16 protein-coding genes are annotated in these 14,942 nt (G+C 72.8%); 6 read left to right on the top strand and 10 right to left on the bottom strand.

Annotated elements, in window-relative coordinates; all coding sequences use genetic code 11:
• The first annotated feature begins 240 nt into the window (after positions 1-240).
• A complete protein-coding gene (locus V7793_RS20865) occupies positions 241-648 on the top strand; it encodes a TIGR03618 family F420-dependent PPOX class oxidoreductase (protein WP_168096969.1) in 408 nt (135 codons plus the stop codon).
• 24 nt (positions 649-672) lie between these two features.
• Here the strand turns inward: V7793_RS20865 and ispF are convergent, their stop codons facing one another.
• From ispF to V7793_RS20850, 3 genes are all read right to left on the bottom strand, one after another.
• Positions 673-1,173, bottom strand: coding sequence for a 2-C-methyl-D-erythritol 2,4-cyclodiphosphate synthase (gene ispF, locus V7793_RS20860; protein ID WP_058045737.1), 501 nt, complete (start codon positions 1,171-1,173; stop codon positions 673-675).
• On the bottom strand, positions 1,163-1,936 hold the full coding sequence (ispD, locus tag V7793_RS20855; protein WP_058045736.1) for a 2-C-methyl-D-erythritol 4-phosphate cytidylyltransferase: 774 nt from the start codon (positions 1,934-1,936) through the stop codon (positions 1,163-1,165). Before ispD ends, ispF begins: the two co-directional genes overlap by 11 nt.
• A 299-nt stretch (positions 1,937-2,235) precedes the next feature.
• Entirely contained in the window at positions 2,236-2,718 is a 483-nt protein-coding gene (locus tag V7793_RS20850) for a CarD family transcriptional regulator (RefSeq protein WP_003953493.1), read from the bottom strand.
• Positions 2,719-3,262: 544 nt separating this feature from the next.
• Here V7793_RS20850 and V7793_RS20845 point away from each other — a divergent pair.
• Complete coding sequence (locus tag V7793_RS20845) at positions 3,263-3,973, top strand: DUF461 domain-containing protein (protein WP_336008687.1); 711 nt, start codon at positions 3,263-3,265, stop codon at positions 3,971-3,973.
• A gap of 219 nt (positions 3,974-4,192) precedes the next feature.
• On the opposite strand, the gene V7793_RS20840 is transcribed toward V7793_RS20845, so the two are convergent.
• Positions 4,193-4,873, bottom strand: a complete 681-nt coding sequence (locus V7793_RS20840; protein WP_030367181.1) for a response regulator transcription factor — start codon at positions 4,871-4,873, stop codon at positions 4,193-4,195.
• 46 nt (positions 4,874-4,919) lie between these two features.
• The gene (locus V7793_RS20835) at positions 4,920-6,140 is read right to left on the bottom strand and encodes a sensor histidine kinase (protein WP_336008684.1); all 1,221 of its coding nucleotides are present in this window, start codon (positions 6,138-6,140) and stop codon (positions 4,920-4,922) included.
• Positions 6,141-6,342: 202 nt separating this feature from the next.
• Between V7793_RS20835 and phoU the strand changes: the two genes are divergently transcribed.
• On the top strand, positions 6,343-7,032 hold the full coding sequence (gene phoU, locus V7793_RS20830; RefSeq protein WP_336008682.1) for a phosphate signaling complex protein PhoU: 690 nt from the start codon (positions 6,343-6,345) through the stop codon (positions 7,030-7,032).
• A 372-nt stretch (positions 7,033-7,404) separates the two neighbouring features.
• Here the strand turns inward: phoU and V7793_RS20825 are convergent, their stop codons facing one another.
• Positions 7,405-8,247 (bottom strand): class F sortase, encoded by an 843-nt coding sequence (locus tag V7793_RS20825; RefSeq protein ID WP_336008680.1) that lies wholly within the window; start codon positions 8,245-8,247, stop codon positions 7,405-7,407.
• A gap of 181 nt (positions 8,248-8,428) precedes the next feature.
• On the opposite strand from V7793_RS20825, the gene V7793_RS20820 reads away from it, so the two are divergent.
• Positions 8,429-9,037 (top strand): hypothetical protein, encoded by a 609-nt coding sequence (locus V7793_RS20820; RefSeq protein WP_336008678.1) that lies wholly within the window; start codon positions 8,429-8,431, stop codon positions 9,035-9,037.
• 178 nt (positions 9,038-9,215) lie between these two features.
• Here V7793_RS20820 and V7793_RS20815 read toward each other — a convergent pair whose 3' ends face one another.
• Entirely contained in the window at positions 9,216-9,977 is a 762-nt protein-coding gene (locus tag V7793_RS20815) for a phosphoglyceromutase (RefSeq protein WP_058047075.1), read from the bottom strand.
• 154 nt (positions 9,978-10,131) lie between these two features.
• Here V7793_RS20815 and V7793_RS20810 point away from each other — a divergent pair, with 154 nt between their 5' ends.
• The gene (locus V7793_RS20810; RefSeq protein WP_336008676.1) at positions 10,132-11,442 is read left to right on the top strand and encodes an MDR family MFS transporter; all 1,311 of its coding nucleotides are present in this window, start codon (positions 10,132-10,134) and stop codon (positions 11,440-11,442) included.
• A gap of 141 nt (positions 11,443-11,583) precedes the next feature.
• On the opposite strand, the gene V7793_RS20805 is transcribed toward V7793_RS20810, so the two are convergent.
• Positions 11,584-12,123, bottom strand: a complete 540-nt coding sequence (locus tag V7793_RS20805; protein ID WP_336008674.1) for a YbjN domain-containing protein — start codon at positions 12,121-12,123, stop codon at positions 11,584-11,586.
• A complete protein-coding gene (mshA, locus tag V7793_RS20800) occupies positions 12,116-13,477 on the bottom strand; it encodes a D-inositol-3-phosphate glycosyltransferase (protein WP_336008672.1) in 1,362 nt (453 codons plus the stop codon). The genes V7793_RS20805 and mshA overlap by 8 nt, the downstream gene beginning before the upstream one ends.
• Before the next feature lie 173 nt (positions 13,478-13,650).
• Here mshA and V7793_RS20795 point away from each other — a divergent pair, with 173 nt between their 5' ends.
• Positions 13,651-14,460 carry a class I SAM-dependent methyltransferase gene (locus tag V7793_RS20795; RefSeq protein ID WP_336008670.1) on the top strand — a complete coding sequence of 270 codons (810 nt, stop codon included), beginning with the start codon at positions 13,651-13,653 and terminating at the stop codon, positions 14,458-14,460.
• Here V7793_RS20795 and V7793_RS20790 read toward each other — a convergent pair.
• Complete coding sequence (locus tag V7793_RS20790; RefSeq protein ID WP_336008669.1) at positions 14,423-14,860, bottom strand: NUDIX hydrolase; 438 nt, start codon at positions 14,858-14,860, stop codon at positions 14,423-14,425. The two genes, V7793_RS20795 and V7793_RS20790, sit on opposite strands and share 38 nt — an antisense overlap.
• Positions 14,861-14,942: the final 82 nt, after the last annotated feature.

Below are 14,942 nucleotides of genomic sequence, written 5' to 3'. Positions count from 1 at the left end.
GGCCGACCGCGTGGGCGCGGGCCGGCCGGACGGGGCCTGACGGAGGCGGGGTCCGGCGGAGGCCGGTCCGGCCGGGCCGGTCCTCCCGGGCCGGACGCCCGGGACGCCGGGCCACTGGGCCACTGGGCCACTGCGGGCGCGTTCCGGCTTGTCCCGGCTTGTACGCGCCCGTTTCCCGCGCGTGCGGCATACGGTGAGCGCGACCGCGCACGCGCACGCCCCCCAGGGAAGGAACACGCCGTGGCCGCCTTGCTCTCCGACGACCTGAAGAAGCTCCTCGACGACTCCCCCGTCTTCGCGACGGTCGCGACGATCCAGCCCGACGGCAGCCCCCAGGTCACGGTCACGTGGGTCAAGCACGACGGCGACGACCTGCTGATCTCCACGACCGTCGGGCGGCGCAAGGAGAAGAACCTGCGCCGCGACCCGCGCGTCACGGTGATGATCAACCCGCACAACGCGCCGTACACCTACGCCGAGGTCCGCGGCACGGCCGAGATCACCACCGAGGGCGGCCAGGAGCTGATCAACGAGCTCTCGCGGAAGTACACCGGCAAGGACTACGCGGACTTCAACCCGGCGGCGAAGGACGACGCGGAGAGGGTCGTCGTACGGGTCACGCCGCGGAAGGTCGTGGGGTCGATCTGACCCCACGGCACGGTCCGGCCGGGCTCAGTACGCGTCGGCGCGGACCACCAGGGCCGTCGCCACCGCCGTGAGGCCCTCCTCGCGGCCCGGGAAGCCCAGGCCGTCCGTCGTGGCCCCGGAGACCGTCACCGGCGCGCCGACGGCCTCGGAGAGGACCTTCTGGGCCTCTTCGCGGCGCTTGCCGATCCGGGGGCGGACGCCGACGACCTGGACGGCGACGTTGCCGATGAGGAAGCCGGCCTCGCGGACGATGCGGGCGGCCTCGGTCAGCAGCGTGACCCCGGAGGCGCCGGCCCACTCGGGGCGGCCGGTGCCGAAGTGCGCGCCGAGGTCGCCGAGGCCGGCGGCGGAGAAGAGGGCGTTGCAGGCGGCGTGGGCGACGACGTCGGCGTCGGAGTGGCCGGCGAGGCCCGTCTCACCGGGCCACAGGAGGCCGCCGCACCACAGCTCGCGGCCCTCCTCGAAGGCGTGGGTGTCGGTGCCGATGCCCACCTGGGGCAGGGCGGGGATCCGGTCAGAAGCCATCGTTGGCCCTCCTGCGGGCGAGTACGGCCTCGGCGAGGACGAGGTCCAGGGGACGGGTCACCTTGAAGGCCTCCTCGTGGCCGGGCACGAGGACGACGGGGGCGCCGAGGCGCTCGACCATGCCGGCGTCGTCCGTGGCGCCCTCGCCCTCCTGGGCGGCGAACTTCTCGTGGGCGGCGTCCAGGGTGCGCCGGTCGAAGCCCTGGGGCGTCTGGACGGCGCGCAGCAGGGACCGCTCGGGGGTGCCGGTGACGAGTTCGGGCTCGCCCGCGGCTGCGCCGGTGCGCGGCTCGACCTGCTTGACGGTGTCGGCGAGCGGAAGGGCCGGGACGACGGCGGGGGCGCCCTCGCGGACGGCGGTGATCACGGCGTCGACCGTGTCGACGGGCACCAGGGGGCGCGCGGCGTCGTGCACGAGGACGGTGGTGACGTCCGCGGGGAGGGCCGCGAGGCCGAGGCGTACGGACTCCTGGCGGGTCTCCCCGCCGGGGACGACGAGGACCTCGGCGCGGTCGTGGCCGGTGAGGGGGTGGTCGTCGAGGAGGGCGCGGACCTCGGCCGCGCCGTCCGGCGGGGCGACCACGACGACGAGGGAGACGGCACGGGAGGCGGCCATCGCCCGGACGGCGTGGACGAGCATCGGGGTGCCGCCCAGGGCGCGCAGGGCCTTGGGGGCGCCCGGGCCGAGCCGGACCCCCCGGCCGGCCGCGGGGATCACCGCGGCGGTGCGCGCAGGAGTGACGGCAGGGGCTCGATCAGACATTGCGTTCACGTTCAGGTTTGCTTCCTCGGCCGGATTGGGTATGGCCTGGGGGTACCCCCTGCTCGGAGAGCGGGGGGAGTGCCGGGCAAGCCCCGACCAGCCCCTTCCGTGACAGCTGGTCGGGCCGGCTGCCCGGGCCCGGCACACCGAGTCGTGTACGGCGCGTGCGCCGGTGTCCCCCGGTCGCCGGCGTCACCGGAACGAGAGATGCCGCAGCGCCCGGCGGATGACTTGCGTCACCGCGCGGGCACCGCGGCACTTCTTTACGTCCGGCACCTGTGGTGTGTCCGGCATTCGCGTCAGGACGCGAGGACCTCGTCGAGCAGGGCCTCGGCCTTGTCCTCGTTGGTGTTCTCCGCGAGGGCCAGCTCGCTCACCAGGATCTGGCGCGCCTTGGCCAGCATGCGCTTCTCACCGGCGGACAGGCCGCGCTCGCGCTCGCGGCGCCACAGGTCGCGCACGACCTCGGCGACCTTGATCACGTCACCGGACGCGAGCTTCTCGAGATTTGCCTTGTAGCGACGGGACCAGTTCGTCGGCTCTTCCGCATAGGGTGCGCGGAGCACCTCGAAGACCCGGTCCAGCCCATCCTGGCCGACCACATCGCGCACACCGACGAACTCCGCATTGTCCGCCGGCACCCGAACCGTCAGGTCACCCTGGGCGACCTTCAGCACCAAGTAGGTCTTGTCCACGCCTTTGATCTGGCGAGTTTCGATGGCCTCGATCAGCGCGGCCCCGTGATGGGGATAGACCACGGTGTCGCCAACCTTGAACGTCATGTGACAGGTACCCCTTCCGTGGCTATCCAGTCTAACACGGGAACTCCCCGTTCTGAATGGCGTTTTCGCAGGTCAGGGCATATCTCAGGGCTTGACAACAGCAACCGCGTCGTGCTGCGGGAGGGTTCCGGAAGCGGGTATTCGCAGGTGGGAGCGGTTCTCCGGGCAAGGCGAAACGGGCACGTTACACGCGTGGAGAGGCGCTCGCGAGCGGTCGAACGTCCCGTTTTGCCGGGGTCCGCTCGGCTGACTTCCGCTACTCCGTTCGGGGCGGGGCCGGCCTTCACGGACCGGAATCGGGAATTGATCACCGCGAACTTGATCAATTCAGGAACACGTTCCGCACGCCCGCGCATTCCGCACCGATAATCCACACCGGTGCCCGCGGGACATCCGCACGGCCGCTCGGCGACGATATTCGGCCGTGGGCCGGACAGGGGCGAAGTTGACCATGGGGGCGGGTCGGGTGCGGGGCCGTCCGAGGGGGTCGGTAACCTAAGCGCGCTGACACACCCTTTACCTCGTCCAAGGAGATGCCGCCGCCGTGAGCAGCAGCCTTCGACGCGGCGCTCTCGCCGCTACCGCCCTCGTGCTCTCGATCGCCTCGCTCACCGCCTGCGCGGCTGGCAACAGCGCGCAGACGCTCGAGGTGAAGCCGGACAACGCCGCCACCTCGGTCGGTGACATCAAGCTGCAGAACGTGAACGTGATCACGCAGCCCGACCTGAACGCCAAGGGCCCCGCCGTGATCACCGGCCAGGTCTTCAACAACGGCCGCAAGGACCAGACCCTCCGCGGGATCACCCTGGCCGGCAAGAACGGCGCCAAGGTCAAGCTCAGCCCGGCCAAGGGCTCCGGCGACCTCGTCGTGCCGGCCGGCGGCTCGGTGCTCCTGGGCGGCAAGGGCAACGCCTCGGCCGTCCTGCCGGAGGGCCGCGAGGCCCTGAAGGACGGCGAGGACCAGAAGCTGGCGTTCGACTTCAGCGAGACGGGCGAGGTGCGCATCGGCGCCTTCGTCGTCCCCGCGACGAGCTACTTCAAGGACTGGGGCCCCTCCGAGGCCGCGCCGACCCCGGCCGCGAAGCCGGGCGGCACGAAGCCCGGCGGCCAGCCCAGCCAGCCGGGCGAGCCCTCGACGGCGCCCTCGGGCGCGGCGTCCAGCGCTCCGGCGGGTGCCGCCGGCAAGCCGAGCGGGAAGCCTGGCACGGGCACGGGCGAGGCCTCGCAGGGCGCCCAGCAGCCCGCCGGCCGCTGAGCCACCGGCCGCGGCACGCAGCACGACGAGGGCCCGGAAGCGTCACGCTTCCGGGCCCTTCGCTCGTACGGGTGAAGGCGAGCCCGGCACCGCCGGCGGCACCGTCATGGTTGATCGCCGCGGCGGCGGAAGCGAACCGCCCGCCGCCACGGCGGGCGAGGCCCCGGCGGCGAGGCACGATCAGCGGAGCCGGGGCCCCTCGTCGCCTGCCCGGAGGGCCTACGGCTCGAACTTGTAGCCCAGGCCCCGCACCGTCACCAGGTAGCGCGGCGCGCCCGGGTCCGGCTCGATCTTGGCGCGCAGGCGCTTGACGTGGACGTCGAGGGTCTTGGTGTCGCCGACGTAGTCCGCGCCCCAGACCCGGTCGATCAGCTGCATGCGGGTGAGCACGCGGCCCGCGTTGCGCAGCAGCATCTCCAGGAGGTCGAACTCCTTCAGCGGCAGGTCGACCTTGGCGCCGGAGACGGTGACGACGTGCCGGTCGACGTCCATGCGGACCGGGCCGGCCTCCAGGGCGGCCGGCGCCACCTCCTCCGGCTCGCCGCGGCGGCGCAGCACCGCTCTGATGCGGGCCACGAGCTCGCGGGAGGAGAAGGGCTTGGTGACGTAGTCGTCGGCTCCTATTTCCAGGCCGACGACCTTGTCGATCTCACTGTCCTTGGCGGTCACCATGATGACCGGCACGTTGGAGCGGCCGCGCAGCTGGCGGCAGACCTCGGTGCCGGGCAGGCCGGGCAGCATCAGGTCGAGCAGGACGAGGTCGGCGCCGTTGCGCTCGAATTCGTCCAGCCCGTCGGGCCCGGTGGCCGCGACCGCGACCTCGAACCCCTCCTTGCGCAGCATGTAGGACAACGCGTCGCTGAAGGACTCCTCGTCCTCTACGACGAGCACTCGAGTCACGGGTTGACCTCCGGTCGGGTCTCAGAGCCAATCACGAGCACTCGGGTCACGGAAGGACCTCCGGGGCGGGAAGGTGTTCGACAACGGGATGGTGAGGGTTGCGGTCACGGTCACGGACCGTGCCCGCCTCGGGAAGTCGCAGGGTGAAGGTGGAGCCCTGGCCCTCGGCGCTCCAGACCGTGACCTCCCCGCCGTGCGAGGCGGCCACGTGTTTGACGATGGCGAGGCCGAGGCCGGTGCCGCCGGTGGCGCGCGAGCGCGCCGGGTCCACGCGGTAGAAGCGCTCGAAGATCCGCTCGCGGTCCTTCTCGGAGATGCCGATGCCCTGGTCGGTGACGGCGATCTCGATCAGGTCGCCGCCGGGCGCCGTGATGCGCCGGGCGGCGATGCCGACGCGGGTGCGGGCGGGGCTGTAGTTGACGGCGTTCTCGACGAGGTTGCCGAGGGCGGCGGCGAGCTGGCCGCGGCTGCCCCAGACGTGCAGGTCGGCGGTGCCTCCGGAGGCCATGGTGATCTGCTTGGCGCCGGCCTGGTGGCGGCAGCGGTCGATGGCCTCGGCGACGAGCTCGTCGACGCGCACGGGCTCGGAGTCCTCCAGCGGGTCGTCGTTCTGCACCCGGGAGAGGTCGATGAGCTCCTGGACGAGGTTGGTGAGCCGGGTGGCCTCGATCTGCATGCGGCCGGCGAAGCGGTTGACGGCCTCGGGGTCCTCCGCGGCGTCCATGACGGCTTCGGAGAGCAGGGACAGGGCGCCGACGGGCGTCTTGAGCTCGTGGCTGACGTTGGCGACGAAGTCGCGGCGGACGGCCTCGATGCGGCGGGCCTCGGTGAGGTCCTCCACCAGCAGCAGGACCAGCCGGGAGCCGAGCGGGGCGACGCGCGCGGAGACCGCGAGGGCCTCGCCACGGCCGGTGCCGCGCCGCGGGAGGTCGAGCTCGACCTGGCGTATCTCGCCGTCGCGGCGGGTGTCGCGGGCCATCTGCAGCATGGGCTCGACGGACAGCTTCCCGCCGCGCACGAGCCCCAGGGCGTAGGCGGCGGAGCTGGCCTTGACCACGGCGTCGGCCTCGTCCAGGACGACGGCCGAGGAGCGCAGGACCGACAGGACGGTGTCGACGCCGGGCGGGAGCACGGCGTCGGTGTGCAGGGAGCTTCGGGTGGGGCGGGCCTGGTCGCGCTCGCTCCAGCGGAACGCGAGCATGGCGATAACGCCGGTGCACAGTCCGGCGAGCGCTGCCGCTGCGGCGAGGGCCGCGTCCACGTTCATGAGTCCAGGTTATGCGGCCGCCGCGGCCCATCCACAGCCGAATGGGTGCCGCCTCGAACACACGTTGCCGAGAGTTCACCTCGGCGTCGGTACCGGTTCACTCCAGGGCGCCGCAGCCGTCGCGTTCCGGCCAGAACGTGGGAGTGTGGGCGGCCATACGGCTCCGGCCCACTGTTTCACTCGGCAGAGAGAAGGTCAGGCAATGCGGGACGCGTACCACGAGGAGCTGGATTCGATCGGCGAGGGCCTGGTGGAGATGGCCCGGCTCGTCGGGTCCGCGATCGGGCGCGCCACCACGGCGATCCTCGACGCGGACCTCAAGCTCGCGGAGTCCGTGATCGCGGCGGACGCCAAGGTGGACGACCTCCAGCGGGACCTGGAGGAGCGGGCCGTCGCCCTGCTCGCGCGCCAGCAGCCGGTCGCCACCGATCTGCGGATCGTGGTCACCTCGCTGCGCATGAGCGCCGACCTGGAGCGCTCCGGCGACCTCGCGCAGCACGTGGCCAAGCTGGCGCGGCTGCGCTTCCCGGACACGGCGGTGCCGCGCGACCTGCACGCCACGATCCTGGAGATGGGGCAGCTGGCGCAGCGGCTGATGGCCAAGGCCGGCGAGGTGATCATCACCAAGGACGTCGATCTGGCGCTCCAGCTGGAGCAGGACGACGACGCGATGGACCTGCTGCACCGGACGCTCTTCCAGCACCTGATGGACGACCGCTGGAAGCACGGCATCGAGACGGCCGTCGACGTGACGCTGCTGGGCCGCTACTACGAGCGGTTCGCGGACCACGCGGTCTCGGTCGCGAAGCGGGTGGTCTACCTGGTCACGGGCGAGCACGCGGACGAGCTGACGCAGTCCGAGGGCCGTGCGGGCGGGGACGGGAACGCCTGAGCCGGGGCCCGGGGGACGGGGCGGAGGACACCGGGCGAGGGCGCGTACAAGAGAGCGTGCGGCCTGCTCCATATGCTCCTACGCGCCCTCGATGCGCCCGTACATGTGTACGCGAAGGGCATTGACGGACGCATCGGGCGGTCCTTGACTGGGGGCAGGCAACCACCTTCGAGGAGGTACCCGCACATGACCCAGACCCCTCCCGCACGCACTCAGGCAGGCTGCACGTGCGGCCCCGGCTGCTCCTGCGGATGCCAGAGCGGCGGATCGTGCCAGTGCGGCGGCGGCTGCGGTTAGCCCCGCTCCGCCTACGTCACCCACGGGACGGGCCCCCGGCCGATGCTGCGGCCGGGGGTCTTCTCGCTGCGCGGGTCACTCTTCTTCGAGGTCGGCGTCGTTCTCGTCGGCCTCGTCGGCGCCGGGGCCCGCGGGGGTGGGGGTCACCGGTGCGGCCGGTGTGGCCGGCGCCCCCGTGCCCGGCTGCTGGGCCGGCTCCTGCTGCTGGGGCTGCGGCTGCTGGGGCTGCGGCTTCTGCGGCGGCCGCTTCGCCGGTGCCGCGCCGGTCAGGTACGAGGTGACGACGATGTTGGCGCTGTAGAGGTGCTTCTTGCGGTCGTACTCGCCGCCGCAGGTGATCAGGCGGAGTTCGGCGCGGTCGGTGTCGAGCGGCCCGTAGACCTTGTCGGCGTCGAAGGGCTCGTTGGGGACGACGGTGATGTCCTCGACGGTGAACTCGGCGACGATGCCGTCCGCACGGGTGACGTGGATCTTCGCGCCGCGTTTGAGGACGCTGAGGCCGGCGAAGACGGCCGGGGCCTTCTCGGTGTCGACGTGGCCGACGATGACGGAGGGGCCGAGGCTGCCGGGCGTGGGGCCGTCCTTGTACCAGGCGACGGCGTTGGCCCGTTCGTACGGGGGCAGTTCGACGCCCCCCAGCTTGTCGAGGCCGTGGCTCTCGACGGGGGCCTTGAGCCCCAGGATCTTGACCTCCAGGGTCTGGGGGCCCGCCCCCGGCAACGGTTCGTGTGCCGGGGGCAGACCGTGCGCGCGGGGGTGGCTCTTGGCGGCGACGCCGCCGCGACCCGTCGCCTGGGTTTCCGGCTCGTCGGCGGCACCGCCGCCACCGGCCAGGCACAGGGCGAGCAGCAAGGCTGCCCAGGCCACCCTCGTCAGCAGGCGGTTGCGTTTCCGGCCACCTGCGCGCGCTTCTGACATGACGCCCGTTCGCTCCCCGTCACTGCTTGACGGCGCCGGCGGCCCGGCGGCGGTACCAGATCATGCCGCCGATGAGACCTGCGGTCGCGGTACCGGCCAGGATGAGGACCGGGGCGTCGGCACCCGTCGTCTCCGCGGACGAGGCGAGCGCCGTGGCGCCGCCGCCCGCGTGCGAGGAGTGGTGCGGGCGACCGTGGTCGTGGTCACCGCGGCCGTGGTCGTCGTGGCGACCGTGGTCACCGCGACCGTGGTCGTCGTGGTGCCCGTGGTCACCGCGACCGTGGTCGTGGTCGTGACGCCCGTGGTCGTCGTGACGCCCGTCGTGGTCGTGGCGGCCGTGGTCACCGCGGCCGTGGTCGTCGTGGTGCCCGTGGTCACCGCGACCGTGGTCGTGGTCGTGACGCCCGTGGTCGTCGTGACGCCCGTGGTCGTCGTGACGGCCATCGTGGTCGTGACGGCCATCGTGGTCGTGACGGCCGTCATGGTCGTGGCGACCGTCGTGGTCGTGACGCCCGTCGTGGTCGCCCCAGCCATCGTGGTCGTGACGGCCGTCGTGGCCCCAGCCGTCATGGTCGTGGTGACCGTCGTGGTCGTGGCGACCGTGACCGTGGCCGTGGTCGTCGTCGCAGTCCTCGTGGCTGTCGTGACGGCCGTGGCCGGGGCCGTCCGTGTTGGGGACGGCCTCGCCGATGGTCGGGGCGATACTGCCCCCGAAGGCGTAGGCGGGGGCGACGGGGGCCGCGACGACGGCGACGACGGTGGCTGCACCGCATATGGCGGAGCGGATTGAATGCATGGTGTTACCTCCTTGCTTTCGAGGCTCACCTGAAGACCCATGGGCCGCATCCGCACCGTGGTCAACTTGCTCCATTCGGTGACCACATGACCCGTTCGCCACAACAAGAAGCCCCCCACCAGCGCTTTCGCGCCGGCAGGGGGCCCGCAGTCGTGCTGCTGCTCGCTGCTGCTTACTTCTTCTTGCCCTGGTTCTTCACGGCCTCGATGGCGGCCTTGGCGGCCTCCGGGTCGAGGTAGGTGCCGCCGGGGGTGACCGGGCGGAAGTCGGCGTCGAGCTCGTAGGCGAGCGGGATGCCGGTCGGGATGTTCAGGCCCGCGATGTCCGCGTCGGAGATCCCGTCCAGGTGCTTGACCAGCGCGCGGAGCGAGTTGCCGTGCGCGGCGACCAGGACCGTACGGCCCGCCAGCAGGTCCGGGACGATGCCGTCGTACCAGTACGGCAGCATGCGGACGACGACGTCCTTGAGGCACTCGGTGCGCGGGCGCAGCTCCGGCGGGATGGAGGCGTAGCGCGGGTCCTCGCTCTGGGAGAACTCGGTGCCGTCCTCGAGGGCGGGCGGCGGGGTGTCGTAGGAGCGGCGCCAGAGCATGAACTGCTCCTCGCCGAACTCGGCCAGGGTCTGGGCCTTGTCCTTGCCCTGGAGGGCGCCGTAGTGGCGCTCGTTCAGCCGCCAGGAGCGGTGAACCGGAATCCAGTGGCGGTCGGCGGACTCCAGGGCGAGCTGCGCGGTGCGGATCGCGCGCTTCTGCAGGGAGGTGTGGACCACATCGGGGAGCAGACCGGCGTCCTTGAGCAGCTCGCCGCCCCGGACCGCCTCCTTCTCGCCCTTCTCGTTCAGGTTGACGTCCACCCAGCCGGTGAACAGGTTCTTCGCATTCCACTCGCTCTCGCCGTGGCGGAGGAGGATCAGCTTGTACGGTGCGTCGGCCATGCCCATGAGCGTAATCGACGGCGTGGGCCCGTCCGTGCGCGCTGCCCGGGAGGGCGTCGATTGACGGCGGGCGGCAATCCGATGGCTTGCGGACCGCCGCTGTGTGTAAGTTGCGCTTACTGAGTTCGACACTTACACATCGGGGGGATCCGGAATGTCCGTCGCGAGCGTCAGACGAGCCGCGAAGGAGAGTGTCTCGGGCCTGCCCCGGGCGTTCTGGTGGCTGTGGGCCTCCACTCTCGTCAACCGCCTGGGGGCCTTCGTCTCCATCTTCCTGGCCATGTTCCTCACGGCCGACCAGGGGCACTCGGCCTCGTTCGCGGGGCTCGTCGGCGCGCTGCTCGGGCTGGGCAGCGTCATCTCGTCGATCGGCGCCGGGGTGATGACCGACCGGCTGGGGCGCAGGCCCACGCTGCTGATCGCGCAGGCCTCGACCGCGGTGTCCGTGGCCGTGCTGGGCTTTATGACCGACCCCGTGGCGATCTCGGTCGTCGCGTTCCTCGTCGGCATGGCGAGCAACGCCTCGCGGCCGGCGGTGCAGGCGATGATGGCGGACATCGTGGCGCCCGAGGACCGGGTGCGGGCCTTCGCCCTGAACTACTGGGCGATCAACCTGGGCTTCGCGATCTCGTCCGTCGCGGCGGGCTTCGTCGCCGAGTACAGCTATCTGATCGGCTTCCTGGGCGAAGCGGTCATGACGCTGGCGTGCGCGATCCTGGTCTTCGTGAAGCTGCCCGAGTCGCGGCCGGACGCGGATGCGGACGCGGCCAAGGGTGACGAGCCGACGGTCAGCATGGGCACCGTGCTGCGCGACGGCCGCTACATGGCCGTGGTCGGCCTGTCCTTCCTCCTCGCCGTGGTCTTCCTGCAGTCGCAGGTCGCCCTGCCGGTGGCGATGGCGGACGGCGGGTTCTCCACCAAGGACTACGGCATGGCCATCGCCGTCAACGGCGTCCTGATCGTCGCCGTGCAGATCCCCGTCACCCGCTTCCTGGAGCACCGGGACCCGCGGCTGCTGCTGGTCCTCGCGGCGCTCCTCGGCGGCTACGGCTTCGGGCTCACCGCCTTCGCCGGCTCGCTCGCGGTCTACATGCTGACCGTGTGCGTGTGGACGCTGGCGGAGATCATCAACTCGCCCATCCAGATGGGCCTAGTCGCCCGGCTCTCCCCCACGCACGGCCGCGGCCGCTACCAGGGCATGTACACCCTGTCGTGGGCGGCGGCGTCACTGGTCGCGCCCGTGGCGGGCGGTACGGTCATCGACCGGTTCGGCGCGGACGCGCTGTGGGCGGGCTGCGCCGTGGTGGGCACGGTGACGGCCGCCGGCTACTGGCTGCTGATGCGGCGGGTTCCGGCGGCGGGTCCCGCGACCGAGGCTGCTGCGGAAACGGCTCCGAAGGAGCCTGAAGGCACGCGGCCCCCGGCCGCGGACCCGGCCGCGGACCCGGCGGCTTCGCCGGCGTAGTCCGGCACCGGGCCGCGGTGCGTCCGGGCACCGCCGGACTTGCGCCGTGGCGGTGTCCTGCCGCTACGGCGGGAGAATCTCCCGGAACCCCGGACGGTGCCGTGGGCCCGCCGGAAGGAGCGCCCCGCGGCGGCACCGCCGTCACGATCCGGCGGATCCGCCCGCCCGCTCGCCGCCGCCGTCGCCGCCGCCGTCGGGCTGATCACCCGTCAGCCGGGCGAACGCCTCCAGGTTCCGCGTGGACTCCCCGCGCGCGGTGCGCCACGCGTATTCCTTGCGGATGGCACTCGCGAAGCCCATCTCCAGCAGGGTGTTGAAGCTGCCGTCGGCGTTCTCCAGGACCGTGCCGAGGAGCCGGTCGACCTCGTCCGGGGTCACGGCGGCCAGCGGCAGCCGGCCGACGAGGTAGACGTCGCCCAGCCGGTCGAGGGCGTAACCCAGTCCGTACAGCCGGGTGTTGCGCTCCAGCAGCCAGCGGTGCACCGCCTCGTGGTTCTCGTCGGGCCGGCGCACGACGAAGGCGTTGACGGACAGCGAGTGCTTGCCGACGACCAGGGACACGGTCGTGGACAGCTTGCGGGTGCCCGGCAGCTTCACGACGTAGGTGCCGTCGGCCGGGCTCTCCCACTCGAGCCCGGCCTCACTGAACGTCTGTTCGAGAACGGTTTTCGCGTCAGCCATGCGACGAGCGTAGGCGACGCCGCCGCTCGGTGATCGCTTCGGTGTAGACCTCGGCGGTGGCGCCCGCGGCCGTGCCCCAGCCGAAGTGGCGCGCGTGGCGGGCCGCCGCGTCGCCCATCCGCCCCGCGAGGGAGGGGTCGTCGGCGAAGCGGCCCAGCGCGGCGGCGTAGTCGGCCGGGTCGTGCCCGTCGACGAGGAAGCCGCTCTCGCCGTCCCGCACGGCCACCGGCAGGCCGCCGACGGCCGCCGCAACCACGGGCGTGGCGCAGGCCTGGGCCTCGGCGGCGACCAGGCCGAAGGACTCGCTGTACGACGGCATGACCAGCACGGACGCGGCCCGGTACCAGTCGGCGAGCTGTTCCTGGCCGACCGGCGGGCGGAAGCGGACGACGTCGGCGATGCCGAGCCGCGCGGCGAGCTTCTGCAGCCCCTCGGGCTTGGCCAGGCCGCTGCCGCTGGGCCCGCCCACGACCGGCACCACGATGCGCGTGCGCAGCTCGGGACGCTGGTCGAGGAGCACCGCGACCGCGCGCAGCAGGATGTCGGGAGCCTTGAGGGGCTGGATGCGGCCGGCGAAGAGGGGCACGAGGGCGTCGGCGGGCAGGCCGAGCCGCTCCCGGGCCGCGGCGCGGGAGTCGCCGGGGGTGAAGCGGTCGAGGTTGACGCCGGGGTGGACGACGGCGACCTTGCCGGGGTCGGCGTCGTAGTGGTGGACGAGCTCCCGGGCCTCGCCGTCGGTGTTGGCGATCAGCCGGTCGGCGGCGCGCACGATCTGGGTCTCGCCGATGACACGCGTCTCCGGCTCGGGGGTGTCGCCGGCGGCCAGCGCCGCGTTCTTGACCTTGGCCATGGTGTGCATGGCGTGGACGAGAGGGACGCCCCAGCGCTCGGCGGCGAGCCAGCCGACATGGCCGGAGAGCCAGTAGTGCGAGTGGACCAGGTCGTAGTGGCCGGGCCGGTGGCCGGCCCAGACCTGCATCACGCCGTGCGTGAAGGCGCACAGCTGCGCGGGCAGCTCCTCCTTGGCCAGGCCCTCGTACGGGCCCGCGTCGATGTGGCGGACCAGGACGCCGGGGGCCAGCTCGACGGCGGGCGGCAGGGCGCCGGTGGTGGCGCGGGTGAAGATCTCGACCTCGATGTTGATCGCGGCGAGCCGCTTGGCCAGCTCCACGATGTAGACGTTCATGCCGCCCGCGTCGCCGGTCCCGGGCTGGTGGAGCGGCGAGGTGTGAACGCTGAGCATCGCGATGCGGCGGGGCCTGCGGGGGGCGCCGAGGCGCCGGAGGGGGGTGCCCGCGAGGGTGCCGAGCGCGCGGCCGCGGCGGGCGCCGAGCCTGGATGCGTACTGGCTCACCGTGCGTGTCCTCCGTCAGCGTGAGGTGGGTGGGGGCGTGCGTCACCTTGTCAACGGTGCAACGCCACGGGCACGGAGTCGCATTTCCGCTTTGCCAAAGAGTGACCCAGCCCTCTTCCCGCCCTTCCCCGGCGCGGCACGGACGGCTCTGAGCAGCGCTTACGCTCGAAGGCATGGCCGCTCGCACCCCTCCTCCGCCCAGCCGTCCCGTCGGTGCGGTGACCCGGGGTACGACCAATCCGAACCGGCTGCGCCGCATGGACCGCTGGATCGCCGACGCCCACGGGCCCGCGCTGCGCCGCAGCGCCGACCCCGTCGCCGTCGACCTCGGCTACGGCGCGGCCCCCTGGACGGCGGTCGAGCTGCTCGCGCGGCTGCGCACCGTGCGGGCGGACGCCGAGGTCGTGGGGGTCGAGATCGAGCCCGCCCGCGTCGCCGCGGCCCGGCCGTACGCGCGCGACGGGCTGTCCTTCCGGCACGGCGGCTTCGAGGTGCCGCTGGACGGCGGACGGCGGCCTGCGCTCATCCGCGCCGCAAACGTGCTGCGCCAGTACGACGAGGCCGAGGTCGCCGCTGTCTGGGCCCGGCTGTGCGCACGGCTCGCGCCGGACGGGCTGCTCGTGGAGGGCACGTGCGACGAGATCGGGCGGCGGCACGTCTGGGTGGCGCTCGGCCCGGAGGGGCCCCGCACGGTCACCTTCGCCACCCGCCTCGGCTCCCTGGTCACCCCCTCCGACCTGGCCGAACGCCTCCCCAAGGCGCTCATCCACCGCAATGTGCCGGGCGAGCCGGTGCACGCGTTCCTGCGCGACTTCGACCGGGCGTGGGCCGCGGCGGCGCCGTACGCGTCGCTCGGCGCGCGCCAGCGGTGGATCCGTACGGTCACCTCGCTGCGGGCGGACTGGCCCGTGACGGACGGCCCGCGGAGGTGGCGCCAGGGCGAGGTCACCTTGCGGTGGGAGGCCCTGGCTCCGCCTGGCTGATCATCGCCAGCAGCGCGTCCACCAGCTCCCTGTCCCTGTCCTCCGTCAGGCGCTCCCTCGCCTCGCGCGGCGGCAGCCACAGCAGCCGGTCCACCTCGCTGTTCGGCACGAAGGTGCCCTCCGTGGCGCGGGCCGCCCAGTAGCGGACCTCCTTCGGTCGGCCGGCGACGGCGTACCGGGCGGTGGGCAGCACCCCGCCCGGCTCGCACTCCATGCCCGTCTCCTCGCGGACCTCGCGCAGCGCGCCCCACAGGGCGTCCTCGCCCCGCTTGAGCTTGCCCTTCGGATGGGACCAATCGTCATATTTAGGGCGATGGACCAGGGCGATCTCCAGGGTCCCGTCCGGCCGCCGCCGCCACAGCACGCAGCCCGCCGCGCGCAGCGGCGCCTCCGCCGTCACGGCGCCCCCGTCCCCGCCGTCACCCGCTGCCAGATCCGGCCGAACGCGAACCGGGCCGCCTCGACCTCGTGGCGCTGGTCGG

Origin of the sequence: Streptomyces sp. KLMMK (assembly GCF_036961605.1) — a bacterium.
In the GTDB taxonomy this organism is placed as follows: Bacteria; Actinomycetota; Actinomycetes; order Streptomycetales; family Streptomycetaceae; genus Streptomyces; species Streptomyces telluris.
The sequence above is the reverse complement of the archived record's forward strand: the minus strand, read 5'-3'. Positions and strand labels throughout refer to the sequence as shown.